Below are 13,859 nucleotides of genomic sequence, written 5' to 3'. Positions count from 1 at the left end.
CCGCCCCGGCCTCAGAGCAGGCTCGAGGACGCCGACCCGAGCAGCACGGTGAGCAGGAAGGCCCACCCTCCGGTGAGCCGCCCGTCGCGCCCGGCCCCCGCGGGCTGGTCACCGGTCGCGGACCGCCCGGGACCGCCCAGCAGCAGGTACGCCGCCAGCCCCAGCGGCGGCAGGGTGAGCAGGATCCACCACCACGCCCACCGGGTCGCCCGACGCGGCTCGGGGCCGCAGGCCAGGAGCAGCACCGTCAGCACGAGCAGCACGAGAGCGGCGCCGGCCAGGGTGCCCCCGGTGCGGAAGCCCGCCAGGCGCACCTGCGCGTGCCACGTCGCCTGCGACGCCTCGACACGCTCCACGACCAGCCCAGGGGCGGAGCCGGCGCCGAGGCCGGTCAGTGCCGCGCCGACGTCCGGGACCACCGGGGGCGACCCGTCGGCGGCGCGCAGGCCGCGCCCGGCCGAGCCCCGAGGACCCAGCGGGGTGCCGTCGGGCGAGGCGCGCAGGGGTCGGCGCTCCATGACCTCGGTCGAGCGGCGCAGGAGCCCGTCGCGCCAGAGAACCTCCACGGTCGCGGTGCCGCGTGCACCCGCGGGCAGACCGCCGACCACCTCCACGCGGTCGACCTCGCCCGCGCGCACCGCCTGGGTCAGCTCGGCCCACCCGGTGTCGCGCACGCCGGTCAGGACGACGGTGGCCAGCACCCCGACCCAGGCCGCACCGAGGAGCACGCGCCAGGCCTGCCACCGCTGGGGCACGAGGCCACGGCCCGGGAGCGTGCTGCGCGGGCGCTCCGGGTCGTCGTCGACGGCGTCCGTCGCGGCCGGGGGGGTGGGGTCCACGGCAGGACACTAGACGCCGCGGCGCCCCCGCCGTGGCACGCGCCGGGCCGGGCTCGCCGCGGAGGGGTCGGGTCAGAGCTCCCCGGCGGGCACGCGGGCCAGGCTGACGCCGCCGGCGGCGACGTCGGCGGCGAGGCGCTCCGGGGTCAGGGCACCGCTGGGGTCGATCGCGGCCTCGGTGACCAGCACGGTGACCTCGCCGGCCGCCAGCACGCGCGCCGACCAGGCCGGGTCGTGGTGCGGCACCGGCACCCGCGTGACGCCGACGCCCTCGCTGATCGTCACGACCAGCTCGGCGCTCCGGTCGTCGACCAGGCGCAGCACGCACCCGTTGGCGGCGCGGGCGCGCAGGTCCTCGGGGTCGCGCAGCGCGGCGAAGCCGCGGCGGGCGAAGAGGGCCCGCAGCGCGTCACGCACCCGGTCGCCGTCGACCACCGCGACCGGCGGCAGCTGCACGTGCAGCACGTCGGGGTCGCTGGTCACCGCCCACTGGTAGGTGGGCGCCGGCTGGTCGGGGTGGGGCTGCTCGGGGTGGGTCGGCTCCGTCACCGCTCCAGGCTGCCACGGTCCCGGTGTACGACGACGGCCGGCACCCCTCGCGGGGTGCCGGCCGTGGTCGGGTGCGGGTGGGAGGGCTCAGGAGAGCTCGAGGCCGGGGTAGAGCGGGTGCTTGTCGAGCAGCTCGGCCGAGGCGTCCTTGACCTTGGCGGCGACGCCGTCGGCCAGGACGTAGGAGGCCTTGGAGGGGCCGCCGGCCTTGGTCGTGCCGGGCTGGGTGTTCTCCAGGACCATCGTGATCAGCTCCGCGACGGTGTCGAACTCGTCGTGACCGAAGCCGCGGGTGGTCAGCGCCGGGGTGCCCAGGCGGATGCCGGAGGTGTACCAGGCTCCGTTGGGGTCGCCGGGCACCGAGTTGCGGTTGGTGACGACGCCGGCGTCGAGCAGCGCCGACTCGGCCTGACGGCCGGTGAGGCCGTAGGAGGAGACGTCGAGCAGCACGAGGTGGTTGTCGGTGCCGCCGGTGACCAGGGTGGCGCCGCGGCCCAGGAAGCCCTCGGCGAGCGACTGGGCGTTGTCGGCGACCTGCTGGGCGTAGGTGCGGAACGCCGGCTGGCGGGCCTCGGCGAACGCGACGGCCTTGGCCGCCATCACGTGCGAGAGCGGGCCGCCGAGCACCATCGGGCAGCCGCGGTCCACCGAGGGGGCGTACTCCTCGGTGGCCAGCACGATGCCGCCGCGCGGGCCGCGCAGCGACTTGTGGGTGGTGCTGGTGACGACGTGGGCGTGCGGCACCGGGTCCTCGTCGCCGGTGAAGACCTTGCCGGCCACGAGCCCGGCGAAGTGGGCCATGTCGACCATGAGGGTGGCGCCGACCTCGTCGGCGATCTCGCGGACCTTGGCGAAGTCCACCCGGCGCGGGTAGGCGGAGTAACCCGCGACGAGCACGAGCGGCTTGAACTCGCGCGCCTTGGCGGCCAGCGCGTCGTAGTCGAGCAGGCCGGTCTCGGGGTCGGTGCCGTACTGCTGCTGGTGGAACATCTTGCCGCTGATGTTGGGCCGGAAGCCGTGGGTCAGGTGGCCGCCGGCGTCGAGCGACATGCCCAGCAGGCGCTGGTCGCCCAGCCGGCGGCGCAGGGTCTCCCACTGCTCGTCGGTCAGGTCGTTGACGTTGCGCGCACCCAGCTCGGCCAGGGCCGGCGACTCCACGCGGTGGGCCAGGATCGACCAGAAGGCCACGAGGTTGGCGTCGATCCCGGAGTGCGGCTGCACGTAGGCGTACTCGGCGCCGAACAGCTCGCGGGCGTGCTCGGCGGCCAGCGTCTCGACGGTGTCGACGTTCTGGCAGCCGGCGTAGAAGCGGTGCCCGACCGTGCCCTCGGCGTACTTGTCGCTGAACCAGGTGCCCATCGTCATCAGCACGGCGGGCGAGGCGTAGTTCTCGCTCGCGATGAGCTTGAGCGAGGCGCGCTGGTCGGCGAGCTCCTGCCGCGTCGCCTCCGCGATGCGAGGCTCCACCGAGGCGATCAGCTCGAGGGCTTGGGAGTAGACGCTGCTGGTGAGGTCGGGCGTGGACGACATGACCCTCAGCCTACGCGGCCGGCACGGTCGGGCGGATGGTCGCGAACAGGTCACGGTGGTGTGACATGGGACGCACGACCCCGTGGCGGGCCGCGGTCCCGCGGTGGGCCGTCTCACCATGCGGATCAAGATCTCACATCATGGGATTTCGCCTTGTGGGCGGACGGTCCGAGGACTGAGACTCCTTGACATGATCTCCGCTGCCACGTCCGCCTTCCTCGTGGTCCGACGCCACGTGGACCTCGGGCGCACCCGCAGCTCCATGTGTCGACCTCACTGACCCGCGTCGCGCCCACCCGGCGACACCCGACGCACCGCCCGCACGAACCGACCGCGGGCGCCCGGTCTTCCGAGGTCGCAGCGAACCCCGACGACGTGGTTCCGACCCGTGAAGAGTCGCGCGCTCACCGCCGAGACACGCACCCGAGGAACCCCACCCCATGACTGAGCAGCTCTCCACCGAGCAGGCCGCCCCCCGCCCCGCCCGTCCGCGCCCCAAGCGCGGTGAGGGTCAGTGGGCCCTGGGCTACATGGAACCGCTGAACAAGAACGAGCAGTCCAAGAAGGACGACAACCCGCTCAACGTGCGGGCGCGCATCCTCAACATCTACTCCAAGCGCGGCTTCGCCTCCATCGACCCCGCCGACCTGCGCGGCCGCTTCCGCTGGATGGGCCTCTACACCCAGCGCGCGCCGGGCTTCGACGGCGGCAAGACCGCCACCCTGGCCGAGGAGGAGCTTGACGACGAGTTCTTCATGATGCGCGTGCGCTCCGACGGCGCCCTGCTGCCCCCGGCCACGGTGCGGGCGCTCGGCACGATCGGGCAGGACTTCGCCCGCGACACCGCCGACGTGACCGACCGCGAGAACATCCAGTACCACTGGATCCGCGTCGAGGACGTCCCCACCATCTGGGAGCGCCTCGAGGAGGCCGGGCTCAGCACCCTCGAGGCCTGCGGCGACTCCCCGCGCCCCTTCCTCGGCTCGCCCGTCGCCGGCGTGGCCGCCGACGAGATCATCGACGGCACCTCGGCGCTGGAGGAGATCAAGCGCCGCTACATCGGCGACCCGGCCTTCTCGAACTTCCCCCGCAAGTTCAAGACCGCCCTGACCGGCCACCCCTCCCACGACGTCTCCCCCGAGACCAACGACATCGCCTTCGTCGGCACGGTGCACCCCGAGCACGGCCCCGGCTTCGACGTCTGGGTCGGCGGCGGGCTCTCGACCAACCCCATGCTCGCCCAGAAGCTCGGCGTGTGGGTGCCCCTCGACGAGGTGCCCGACGTCTGGGAGGGCGTCGCCTCGATCTTCCGCGACTACGGCTACCGCCGGCTGCGCTCGCGGGCGCGGCTGAAGTTCCTCGTCGCCGACTGGGGCGTCGAGCGCTTCCGCGAGGTCCTCGAGACCGAGTACCTGGGGCGCGAGCTCGTCTCCTGCGAGTCCCCGGCCTCGCCGGTGGGCCACCGCGACCACATCGGCGTGCACGACCAGACCGACGGGCGCAAGTACGTCGGCGTCGCGCCGACCGCCGGCCGGGTGTCGGGCACGCTGCTGGTCGGCCTGGCCGACGCGATGGAGCGCCACGGCGTGGAGGGTGCGCGGCTCACGCCGTACCAGAAGATCGTGCTGATCGGCGTGCCCGCCGACGCCGTCGACGCCCTGCTCGACGACCTCGACGAGCTCGGGCTCTCGGGCCGGCCCTCGGGCTGGCGGCGCAACACGATGGCCTGCACCGGCATCGAGTTCTGCAAGCTCGCCATCGTCGACACCAAGGACCGCGCCCGCGACCTGGTCGCCGAGCTGGAGCAGCGCTTCCCCGACCTCGACGCACTGGTGCCCGACGGCATCACCGTCAACGTCAACGGCTGCCCCAACGCCTGCGCCCGCACCCAGGTCGCCGACATCGGGCTCAAGGGCCAGCTGGTCATGCACGAGGGCCAGCAGGTCGAGGGCTTCCAGGTCCACCTCGGCGGCGCCACCGGGCTGCAGGCCAACTTCGGCCGCAAGCTGCGCGCCCACAAGGTCACCAGCGCCGGGCTCGGCGACTACGTCGCCACCCTGGTCGTCAACTACCTCGCCGACCGCACGGGCACCGAGGAGTCCTTCACGACGTGGGTCGCCCGCGCCGACGAGGAGCTCCTCAAGGGCGACAAGACCCTCGAGCCGGCCTCATGAGCGGGCGCGGCATCCCCTTCCACTGCCCCTACTGCGGTGACGAGGACCTGCGTCCGCACGAGGTCGTCTCGCAGGACGGTCAGATCAGCTCCCCCCACGGCAGCTGGGAATGCCGCTCCTGCCTGCGCGCCTTCTCCCTGAGGATGCTCGGCCTGATCCGGCCGGGCACCACGACCCAGGGAGCCGCCACATGACCGCCGCCACCACCCTCACGGCGCGCGCGAACCGAGCCATCGAGACCGCGGGCCGCTCGCCCGAGGAGCTGCGCGACCTCGTGTCCCACTGGGGCGCCGAACTCGAGCTCGCCCCGGCCGAGGACATCATCGAGTGGGCCGCCGCCACCTTCGGGGAGCGCTTCTGCGTGACCTCCTCGATGGGCGACGCCGTGCTGTCGCACCTGGCCTCCAAGGTCGTGCCCGGCATCGACGTGGTCTTCCTCGACACCGGCTACCACTTCGCCGAGACCATCGGCACCCGCGACGCCGTCGAGGCGACGATGCCGGTCAACCTGCTGACCATCACCCCCGTGCAGAGCGTGGCCGAGCAGGACGCGGAGTACGGCAAGGACCTCTACAAGACCGACCCCGACCTGTGCTGCAAGCTGCGCAAGGTCGAGCCGCTGGCCCGCTCGCTCGCGGGCTACGACGCCTGGGCCACCGGCCTGCGCCGCGCCGAGACCCGCAACCGGGTCATCGCGCCGGTCATCGGCTGGGACGCCAAGAAGGGCAAGGTCAAGGTCTCCCCCATCGCCCGCTGGAGCGACGAGCAGGTCGAGACCTACATCGCCGACAACGGGATCCTCGTGAACCCGCTCGTCTACGACGGCTACCCCTCGATCGGCTGCGCCCCCTGCACCCGTCGCGTCGCCCCCGGCGAGGACGCCCGCAGCGGCCGCTGGGCCGGCACCAACAAGACCGAGTGCGGCATCCACATGTGACCTCCGCCCCCGGCCCCACCCGCACCACCCGAGGACCGCTCCACACCCACCGCACGACATCAGCACCACACCCACCAGCAGCGCCGCTGGGCCCGGGACCCCCGCCCCACCGAGATCACCACGACAAGGGAGGCCACCTCCGATGGCAGCTCCGGCACTGATCGCCCTGGCCCACGGCACCCGCGACGCGCGCTCCTCCGCGACCATCACCGCACTGGTCGACGAGGTGCGCGCGATGCGCCCCGACCTCAAGGTCGAGCGCGCGTTCCTCGAGTCGGCCCGGCCCGCGTTCCAGACCGTCGTCGACCGGCTCGTCAAGGCCGGGCACGAGGAGATCGTGGTCGTGCCGCTGCTGCTGACCGAGGGCCAGCTCCTCGCCGCCGACGTGCCCTCCGCCGTGGCCGCGGCCGCCGCGCGGCACCCGGGGCTGCAGATCCGCTCGACGGCCATCCTGGGTCTGGAGCCGTGCTTCCTCGAGGTGCTCGACGTGCGGCTGCGCGAGGCGCTGCGCCAGTCGCGGGTGCGTGAGCTCGACGCCCTCGTGCTGGCCGCGTCGGGCTCCACCGACCCGCTGGCCAACCAGGCCGTCGCCCGCCTCGCCCGGCTGTGGGGGGCCCACCACCGCCTGCCCGTCACCGCGGCCTTCGCCTCGGTCTCCCCGCCGGCCACCGGCGAGGCCGTGCGCGCCTTCCGCGGCGAGGGCCGTCGCCACATCGCGGTGGCCTCGCTCTTCCTCTCCCCCGGCTGCGCCACCGACCGCTCCGCCGAGCTGGCCCTCGAGGCCGGCGCGGTGGCGGTCTCCGAGCCGCTGGGCGCGCACCCCGAGGTCGCCCGCACGGTGCTGGCCCGCTACGCCGTCGGCGCCGTCGAGCTCGTCCCGGTCTGATCCCGGGCCGTCACCGTGGTGGCGCCCGGGCCTCGGCGCCCCGGGGCGCTCAGCACACCGGGGCTCAGCACACCGGGGCTCAGCACACCGGGGCTCAGGTCACCAGGCAGGCGAGCAGGCGCCGCAGCTCGGCAGCGGGGTCGGCGGTCAGTCCGCCGTGCACCGGACCGGGCTGCACCACCGTACTCTTGGGTGCCTTGAGGAACCCGAAGCGCTGTCCCACCGGGTGTCGCGAGGCCGCACCCCCGCGCTCGTCGCCGGCGCTGACGGCCTCGGCGAAGCGCAGCGAGGCGCAGACCTGGTCGACGTCGAGCCCGGCGCTGAAGGCGGTCAGGCGCTCGCGGTCGCAGTGCCACGCCGTGCCCAGGAAGTCGCCGGCCTGGCAGTAGAGCACCACGCCCACGTTGAGGAACTCCTCGCGGTCGGCGCGCGGCACGCAGCGCAGCACGACGTACTGGTAGGCCATCAGCGGGCGCGTCGGGGCGCCGGCGGAATTGGCCGGCACGCCGCTCACGCGTCGGCCCCCGGCAGCCACTGGCGGGTGCCGAGCCGGGCGGTGAGGAAGGCGACGTACGCCGCGCGCAGCGCCGCGGGTGTCTCGGCGCCGGGCACGGGCTGGAGCCAGGCGTCGGGCACGCGCTCGAGCACGCCGGGCAGGACCTCGGGCGTCAGCACCTCGCTGATCGCCGCGTCGACGGCGTCGAGGCCGCCGACGTGGGCGCCGAGCACGTGGTCGGAGACGTCCCAGTGCTGGGCGGCGAAGCGGGCCGGGTCGGTGACGCCGCCGCTCCAGGCGTGATGGAAGTACAGCGAGGCGCCGTGGTCGATGACCCAGAGGTCGTCGTGCCAGACCAGGAGGTTGGGGTTGCGCCAGCTGCGGTCGACGTTGGCGCAGAACGCGTCGAGCCACAGCACGCGGGCGGCCTCCTCGGCCACCGCCGCGGTGCCGCCGCCCGGCGTCGTGGCCGCCCGCTCGCCGTCGTAGCCGAAGGAGCCGGGCAGGAAGTCGACGCCCAGGTTGAGCCCCACCGACGCGACCAGCAGGTCCTGGACCTCCTCGTCGGCCTCGTAGCGCGCGATCTCCGCGTCGAGCTCGAGGGCGACCAGCCGCGGGGTGCGCAGCCCGACCAGACGGGCCAGCTCGGCGACCACGACCTCGGCGACCAGGACGCGCACGCCCTGGCCCGCGCCGCGGAACTTGCACACGTAGGTGCCCAGGTCGTCGGCCTCCACGATCCCCGGCAGGCTGCCGCCCTCGCGCAGCGGGGTGACATAGCGCGTGACGGCCACGGTGGGCAGCGGGCCGTCGTCTACGGCGCGGTCGGCGGCACCGGACGGGTGGTCGGGGCTCACGCCGCGCTCCCCTCCGGGCCGGGGTCGGGATCCGGGTCGGCCTCGTGCAGCAGGCGCCGTCGCTGCTCCGCGACGTCGTAGCGCGCCGGGGGCCAGGTGGGCGCGAGGCCCTCCAGGGCGTCGAGGAGCAGGCGCCCGACCGCGAGGTTGCGATACCACTTGCGGTCGCTGGGCACGACGTGCCACGGGGCGACCTCGGTGTTGGTGCGCTCCAGGGCCGTCTCGTAGGCAGCGCGGTAGGCCGGCCAGAGCTGTCGGTCGTCGATGTCCCCGGGGGTGAACTTCCAGTGCTTGTCGGGTCGGTCGAGGCGCTCCAGCAGCCGCTCGCGCTGGGTGTCGGCGCTGATGTGGAGCATGCACTTGACCACGGTCGTGCCAGCGGCCAGCAGCTCGGCCTCGAAGTCGTTGATGGCGGCGTAGCGACGCTCGACCTCCTCGAGGGGGGCCAGGCCCCTGACCCGTGCGGCGAGGACGTCCTCGTAGTGGGAGCGGTCGAAAACGCCGATCAGCCCCGGGCCGGGCAGCGCGCGACGGATGCGCCACAGGAAGTCGTGCTCCCGCTCCTGCGCCGTGGGGGCCTTGAAGGACGTGATCCGCAGCCCCTGGGGGTCGACGAGCCCCAGGGTGTGCCGCAGGACCCCGCCCTTGCCCGAGGTGTCCATGCCCTGCAGCACCAGCAGGACGCTGCGGGGGTGCTCCGTGGTGTGCTCGGAGAAGAGCCGCTCCTGCAGCTCGCCCAGCCGCGGGCCGAGCTCGGCCAGCGCGACCTTGCCGGCGGTCTTGCCGTGCGCGAAGTCGGGCGTGGCGTCGGTGGGCAGGCTGCGCAGGTCCACCGGGCCCGTCGGCAGCCGCAGCAGCGAGGCGCTCACGCGTCGACCACGGTGGAGCGGGTCACCAGCGGCGGCTGCGTGGACCACGGGAAGTTGATCCAGCGCGTCGTGCGGCGCCAGGCGTAGTCGGGCTTCACCACGCTCTGCGGCTTCTCGTAGACCACCGCCGAGCGGGCCTCGGCCACGTGGTCGGCGCAGAAGGCCAGCACCGACTCCAGGGTCCGTCCGCTGTCGGCGACGTCGTCGGCGATGAGCACCTTGAGGCCCGACAGGTCGACGGCCGCAGGCGTGGGGGGCAGCATGATCGGCACGTCGAGGCGCTGGTCGACGCCGGTGTAGAACTCGACGTTGACCGCCGAGAGGTTCTTGACGTCGAGGGCGTAGCCCAACCCCATGGCCAGGCCCAGACCGCCCCGGGCGATGGCCAGCACGAGGTCGGGCTCGTAGCCGTCGTCGACCACCTGCTGGGCCAGGTCGCGCACCGCGGTGCCGAAGAGGTCGTAGGTCAGGATCTCGCGCTCGTCGGCCACCCGGTCATTGTGGCGGGAGGCCGGCCGCAGCGTCGAGCGGGGGGCGTGGCGACGGCGGGCGGCACGCGTTCCTCGACCACGGTGCGGCGAGTAGGTGGTGGCGAGACGCTCGCTGGCGCTCGCTCCTCAACCACCGTCGCGTCACTCGAGGGGGTCGGGCTCGTCGCGACCGGAGGCGGCGAGCTCCTGCTTGACCACGGAGAAGGCCAGGCCCGAGCCGTAGCCCTTCCGCGCCAGCATGCCGACGAGACGGCGGGTCGCGGTGACGTCGTCGACGCGCGAGAGCGAGCGCAGCTTCTTGCGCACCAGCTCTCGCGCGGCCTGCTCCTCGTCGTCGGGGTCGATCTCGTCGAGGACCGTGCGGGCGACCTCGTCGTCGACGCCCTTGCGTCGCAGCTCCTGGCTCAGCGCGCGGCGTGCCAGGGACTTGCTGCCACCCCCGCCGGCGCCGCGGGAGGAGACCCAGAGCCGCGCGAAGGCCTCGTCGTCGATGAGGCCGACCTCCTCGAAGCGGTCGAGGAGCGCCGTGGCGATCTCGTCGGGCACCTCGCGCTGCGCGAGCTTGTCGCCGAGCTCCTTGCGGCTGCGGGCACGGCCCGTGAGCTGGTCGAGCAGGATCGTGCGGGCCACCGACTCCGGGTCGGCCTCCGGCCCCAGCGCGGCGCGGTCGGGGGGCGGCTGACCCGCCGACGAGCGGCTGCGACCCTGCCGCCGGCCCTCGGACCCGCCGCGGGCCCGGGAGCCCCTGCGACCCGAGGACCTCGCCTCCCCGAACGGACGCGAGGCCCCGTCGGCCCCGGCCGCGTCGTCGGGCCCACCGGACCGCGCGGTCCGCTCGGCGCGCTGGGTCCAGGCGTCGACGCCCGCCGAGACGTCGCCACGCCAGGACGGGGAGACCGCCGGCTCACCGAGGTCGGACTCGGTCGCGTCGACCCCGGCCCACGACGGGGCGGGCCGGGGGTCGACGTCGCGGTCGACCGGTCGCTGCGACCGGGTCACGATCAGAAGTCGTCGACGCCGACCGGGTCACCGGGCAGCGAGACCTCGGCGTCGACGGTGGGGCCGACCCCGAGCTTCTCGAGGATCTTCTTCTCCAGCTCGTTGGCCAGGTCGGGGTTGTCGCGCAGGAAGGTGCGGGCGTTCTCCTTGCCCTGGCCCAGCTGGTCGCCGTCGTAGGTGTACCAGGCGCCGGCCTTGCGGACCAGGCCCGCCTCGACGCCGACGTCGATCAGGCCACCCTCGCGGCTGATGCCCTTGCCGTACATGATGTCGAACTCGGCCTGCTTGAAGGGCGGGGCGACCTTGTTCTTGACGACCTTGACGCGGGTGCGGTTGCCGACCATGTCGGTGCCGTCCTTCAGCGTCTCGATGCGGCGCACGTCGAGGCGCACCGAGGAGTAGAACTTCAGCGCGCGACCACCGGTCGTGGTCTCCGGCGAGCCGAACATGACGCCGATCTTCTCGCGCAGCTGGTTGATGAAGATCGCGGTGGTCTTGGAGTTGTTGAGCGCACCGGTCATCTTGCGCAGCGCCTGGCTCATCAGGCGGGCCTGGAGGCCGACGTGGCTGTCGCCCATCTCGCCCTCGATCTCGGCGCGGGGCACGAGCGCGGCCACGGAGTCGATGACGATCAGGTCGAGCGCGCCCGAGCGGATCAGCATGTCGGCGATCTCGAGGGCCTGCTCACCGGAGTCGGGTTGGGAGACCAGCAGGGCGTCGGTGTCGACGCCGAGGGCCTTGGCGTAGTCGGGGTCGAGGGCGTGCTCGGCGTCGATGAAGGCGACGATGCCGCCGTTGCGCTGGGCGCTGGCCACCGCGTGGAGGGCGACCGTCGTCTTTCCGGAGGACTCCGGGCCGTAGATCTCCACCACGCGACCGCGCGGCAGGCCGCCGAGGCCGAGGGCGACGTCGAGGGCGATCGACCCGGTGGGGATCACCTCGAGGGGCGCGCGGGTCTCGTCGCCGAGGCGCATCACCGAGCCCTTGCCGAACTGCTTCTCGATCGAGGCGAGCGCTACGTCGAGGGCCTTGTCGCGGTCTCCAGCCATGATGTCTCCGTCCTGGGGCGGAGGGCGCTCGGCCCTCCACGGTGTGGTCTGTGGTGTCGTGCAACGTCTGTGCCGGGAACGCTAGAGGAGCCCGCCGACAGTCGGGGAACGGTGACCCGGGACTGTGGAGAACGCCGATCTGCGCGCCGTCCCCTGCACGGTAGCCCGAACACGTGTTCGACCCCAGTCGACACGCCGCGCCGCGGCGGCGCCCGGCCGACGCCGCGCTCGTGGGACGGACGGTCAGGAGAGCGGGGCGGGGGCCGGGAGCACCGCGTCGGGCGGCCCGGGGCCGTCGACGGGCAGCACGACCCGGAAGCGGCAGCCGGTCGGCCGGCCCCCCTGGTCGACTCCCTGCTCGGTGACGTCCTCGGCGTGCACGGTGCCGCGGTGGGCCTCCACGATGCCCTTGACGATGGCCAGGCCCAGCCCGGCCCCACGACCGGTGACGTCGTCAGGGGTGCGCGAGGGCTCGGCCTGCCAGGCCACGTCGAAGACCCGGGCGAGGTCGACGGCCCCGATGCCGCCGCAGCCGTCGGTCACGACGAGCTCCACGCAGTCGCCCCCCGCACCGCCCCCCGCACCGCCCCCCGCGCCGTCCCCCGCGGCGGCGCGCACCCCGGCGGTGTGGCCCGTGCCCTCGACGTGCACCGTGCCCCCGGGCGGGGTGTGGCGCACGGCGTTCATCACCAGGTTGGAGACCACGCGCGAGAGCCCCGAGGGGTCGGCGACGAGCTCGAGACCGCCGGGCACCGCTCCCCCGAGCCTGACGCCACGGGCCCGCGCCACCGGGTCGGCGGCGGCGATCGCGTCGCTGACGACGTCGCCCAGCACCACGGCCTCGGGGGCCAGCCGCAGCACGCCGGCGTGGATGCGGGAGAGCTCGAAGAGGTCGTCGACCATGCGGACCATGCGGTCGACCTCGACCCGGATCTGGCGGTGGTAGCGCTCGGGGTCGGGGGTCATGCCGTCCTCGAGCGCCTCGGTCATCGCCCGCATGCCGGCCAACGGGGTGCGCAGGTCGTGGGAGACCCAGGAGACCAGCTCGCGGCGCGAGTCCTCCAGGCGCGCCTCGCGCCCACGGGCCTCCTCGAGCCGGGCGTGCGCGGTGGCGAGCTCCTCGGACAGCGCGCGGAACTCCGAGGGCCCGCGGGCCCCGCCGACGTACGGCGAGCCGGAGCCCACCCGCCGCACCTCCTCGCGCAGCGACAGCGACCAGCGGGTGATCGCCCGCGAGAGGGCGAGCGCGACCGCCAGCGCGACCACCGTGGCGGCGCCGGCCACGAGCGTCACGACCTCGACGTCGTCGTCGCTGATGAACATGCGCTGGGAGGCCGCGAGCACCCCGGCGAGCACCGCGGCCACCGGCACGACCGCGGCGAGGCCGAGCTGCCAGCGGATCGACAGCCGGCGCACGAGCCAGGCCAGCAGCAGCCCGACGACGCCCACGACGACGGCCGCGACCGCCGCCACGAGGACGACCTGCGCCTGCTCGCCGTTCACGAAGCCTCCCACCGGTAGCCCACGCCCCACACCGTCAGCAGCCGCCGCGGGTGGGTGGGGTCCTGCTCGACCTTCTCGCGCAGGCGGCGCACGTGCACGGTCACGGTGGAGCGGTCGCCGACCGACCAGCCCCACACCTCCTGCAGCAGGTCGTCGCGGTTGACCGCGACGCCGGGGTGGCTGAGGAACCACCACAGCAGGTCGAACTCCCGGGCGGTCAGGGCCAGCTCGCGGCCCGCCCGGGTGACCGTGTGACGTGCGGCGTCGACCTCGAGGTCGCCGTCGACCACGACCCGCGGACCGACGACCTCGGCCGGCTCCGACGTACGCCGGAGCACCGAGTCGACCCGCAGGGCCAGCTCGCGCGGGCTGAAGGGCTTGCTGACGTAGTCGTCGGCGCCGTGCTCGAGGCCGGCGACACGGTCGCCCTCCTCGCCGAGGGCGGTGAGCATCACCACCGGCACGTCACCGCTGCGCCGCAGCCGACGGCACACCTCGAGCCCGTCGATCCCGGGCAGCATCAGGTCGAGCACCACGAGGTCGGCCGGGCGGGAGCCCATCAGCTCCAGCGCCGCCTCGCCGTCGCCGGCCTCGACGACCTCGTGGCCGTGGGCGCGCAGGTAGGACACGACGACCTCGCGGACGGTGAGGTCGTCGTCGACGACGAGCACGAGGGCCAC

General features: G+C 74.0%; 15 protein-coding genes. 4 read left to right on the top strand and 11 right to left on the bottom strand.

Going from position 1 to position 13,859, the window contains the following annotated elements:
- Positions 1–11: 11 nt before the first annotated feature.
- The 3 genes from LPA27_RS07570 to LPA27_RS07560 all read right to left on the bottom strand — a co-directional run bounded on the left by LPA27_RS07570 (position 12) and on the right by LPA27_RS07560 (position 2,918).
- Entirely contained in the window at positions 12–839 is an 828-nt protein-coding gene (locus LPA27_RS07570) for a hypothetical protein (RefSeq protein WP_228942060.1), read from the bottom strand.
- Positions 840–911: 72 nt separating this feature from the next.
- The gene (locus tag LPA27_RS07565; protein ID WP_056862729.1) at positions 912–1,388 is read right to left on the bottom strand and encodes a hypothetical protein; all 477 of its coding nucleotides are present in this window, start codon (positions 1,386–1,388) and stop codon (positions 912–914) included.
- A gap of 87 nt (positions 1,389–1,475) precedes the next feature.
- Entirely contained in the window at positions 1,476–2,918 is a 1,443-nt protein-coding gene (locus LPA27_RS07560; RefSeq protein ID WP_228942059.1) for a glycine hydroxymethyltransferase, read from the bottom strand.
- A gap of 440 nt (positions 2,919–3,358) precedes the next feature.
- Between LPA27_RS07560 and LPA27_RS07555 the strand changes: the two genes are divergently transcribed.
- The 4 genes from LPA27_RS07555 to LPA27_RS07540 all read left to right on the top strand — a co-directional run bounded on the left by LPA27_RS07555 (position 3,359) and on the right by LPA27_RS07540 (position 6,915).
- Entirely contained in the window at positions 3,359–5,092 is a 1,734-nt protein-coding gene (locus LPA27_RS07555; protein ID WP_228942058.1) for a nitrite/sulfite reductase, read from the top strand.
- Positions 5,089–5,286, top strand: coding sequence for a hypothetical protein (locus LPA27_RS07550; protein WP_193664273.1), 198 nt, complete (start codon positions 5,089–5,091; stop codon positions 5,284–5,286). The genes LPA27_RS07555 and LPA27_RS07550 overlap by 4 nt, the downstream gene beginning before the upstream one ends.
- On the top strand, positions 5,283–6,029 hold the full coding sequence (locus LPA27_RS07545) for a phosphoadenylyl-sulfate reductase (RefSeq protein WP_056862725.1): 747 nt from the start codon (positions 5,283–5,285) through the stop codon (positions 6,027–6,029). Before LPA27_RS07550 ends, LPA27_RS07545 begins: the two co-directional genes overlap by 4 nt.
- Before the next feature lie 142 nt (positions 6,030–6,171).
- On the top strand, positions 6,172–6,915 hold the full coding sequence (locus tag LPA27_RS07540; RefSeq protein ID WP_056862724.1) for a sirohydrochlorin chelatase: 744 nt from the start codon (positions 6,172–6,174) through the stop codon (positions 6,913–6,915).
- A 94-nt stretch (positions 6,916–7,009) separates the two neighbouring features.
- On the opposite strand, the gene LPA27_RS07535 is transcribed toward LPA27_RS07540, so the two are convergent.
- The 8 genes from LPA27_RS07535 to LPA27_RS07500 all read right to left on the bottom strand — a co-directional run bounded on the left by LPA27_RS07535 (position 7,010) and on the right by LPA27_RS07500 (position 13,859).
- Positions 7,010–7,420: a DUF3037 domain-containing protein gene (locus LPA27_RS07535; protein ID WP_228942057.1), complete on the bottom strand. Its 411-nt coding sequence runs from the start codon at positions 7,418–7,420 to the stop codon at positions 7,010–7,012.
- A gap of 5 nt (positions 7,421–7,425) precedes the next feature.
- Positions 7,426–8,268, bottom strand: a complete 843-nt coding sequence (locus LPA27_RS07530; protein ID WP_228942056.1) for a HipA family kinase — start codon at positions 8,266–8,268, stop codon at positions 7,426–7,428.
- On the bottom strand, positions 8,265–9,137 hold the full coding sequence (locus tag LPA27_RS07525; protein ID WP_228942055.1) for a PPK2 family polyphosphate kinase: 873 nt from the start codon (positions 9,135–9,137) through the stop codon (positions 8,265–8,267). Before LPA27_RS07525 ends, LPA27_RS07530 begins: the two co-directional genes overlap by 4 nt.
- Positions 9,134–9,628 carry a phosphoribosyltransferase gene (locus LPA27_RS07520; protein ID WP_056862722.1) on the bottom strand — a complete coding sequence of 165 codons (495 nt, stop codon included), beginning with the start codon at positions 9,626–9,628 and terminating at the stop codon, positions 9,134–9,136. The genes LPA27_RS07525 and LPA27_RS07520 overlap by 4 nt, the downstream gene beginning before the upstream one ends.
- 141 nt (positions 9,629–9,769) lie before the next feature.
- Positions 9,770–10,627 carry a regulatory protein RecX gene (locus LPA27_RS07515; protein WP_228942054.1) on the bottom strand — a complete coding sequence of 286 codons (858 nt, stop codon included), beginning with the start codon at positions 10,625–10,627 and terminating at the stop codon, positions 9,770–9,772.
- Positions 10,628–10,629: 2 nt separating this feature from the next.
- The gene (recA, locus tag LPA27_RS07510; protein ID WP_056862721.1) at positions 10,630–11,676 is read right to left on the bottom strand and encodes a recombinase RecA; all 1,047 of its coding nucleotides are present in this window, start codon (positions 11,674–11,676) and stop codon (positions 10,630–10,632) included.
- Positions 11,677–11,919: 243 nt separating this feature from the next.
- Complete coding sequence (locus tag LPA27_RS07505) at positions 11,920–13,179, bottom strand: sensor histidine kinase (RefSeq protein ID WP_228942053.1); 1,260 nt, start codon at positions 13,177–13,179, stop codon at positions 11,920–11,922.
- Entirely contained in the window at positions 13,176–13,859 is a 684-nt protein-coding gene (locus tag LPA27_RS07500; RefSeq protein WP_228942052.1) for a response regulator transcription factor, read from the bottom strand. The genes LPA27_RS07505 and LPA27_RS07500 overlap by 4 nt, the downstream gene beginning before the upstream one ends.

This window comes from Nocardioides sp. Leaf374 (assembly GCF_916862475.1).
Taxonomy (GTDB): Bacteria; Actinomycetota; Actinomycetes; order Propionibacteriales; family Nocardioidaceae; genus Nocardioides; species Nocardioides kribbensis.
Note: the sequence above shows the minus strand (reverse complement) of the source record. Positions and strands in the feature narration are given on the sequence as shown.

Bases quoted from the DNA above. Each gene is read 5' to 3' on its own strand.
- LPA27_RS07560 (WP_228942059.1), bottom strand. From the start codon at position 2,918: ATGTCGTCCACGCCCGACCTCACCAGCAGCGTCTACTCCCAAGCCCTC.
- LPA27_RS07555 (WP_228942058.1), top strand. From the start codon at position 3,359: ATGACTGAGCAGCTCTCCACCGAGCAGGCCGCCCCCCGCCCCGCCCGT.
- LPA27_RS07550 (WP_193664273.1), top strand. From the start codon at position 5,089: ATGAGCGGGCGCGGCATCCCCTTCCACTGCCCCTACTGCGGTGACGAG.
- LPA27_RS07545 (WP_056862725.1), top strand. From the start codon at position 5,283: ATGACCGCCGCCACCACCCTCACGGCGCGCGCGAACCGAGCCATCGAG.
- LPA27_RS07540 (WP_056862724.1), top strand. From the start codon at position 6,172: ATGGCAGCTCCGGCACTGATCGCCCTGGCCCACGGCACCCGCGACGCG.
- recA (WP_056862721.1), bottom strand. From the start codon at position 11,676: ATGGCTGGAGACCGCGACAAGGCCCTCGACGTAGCGCTCGCCTCGATC.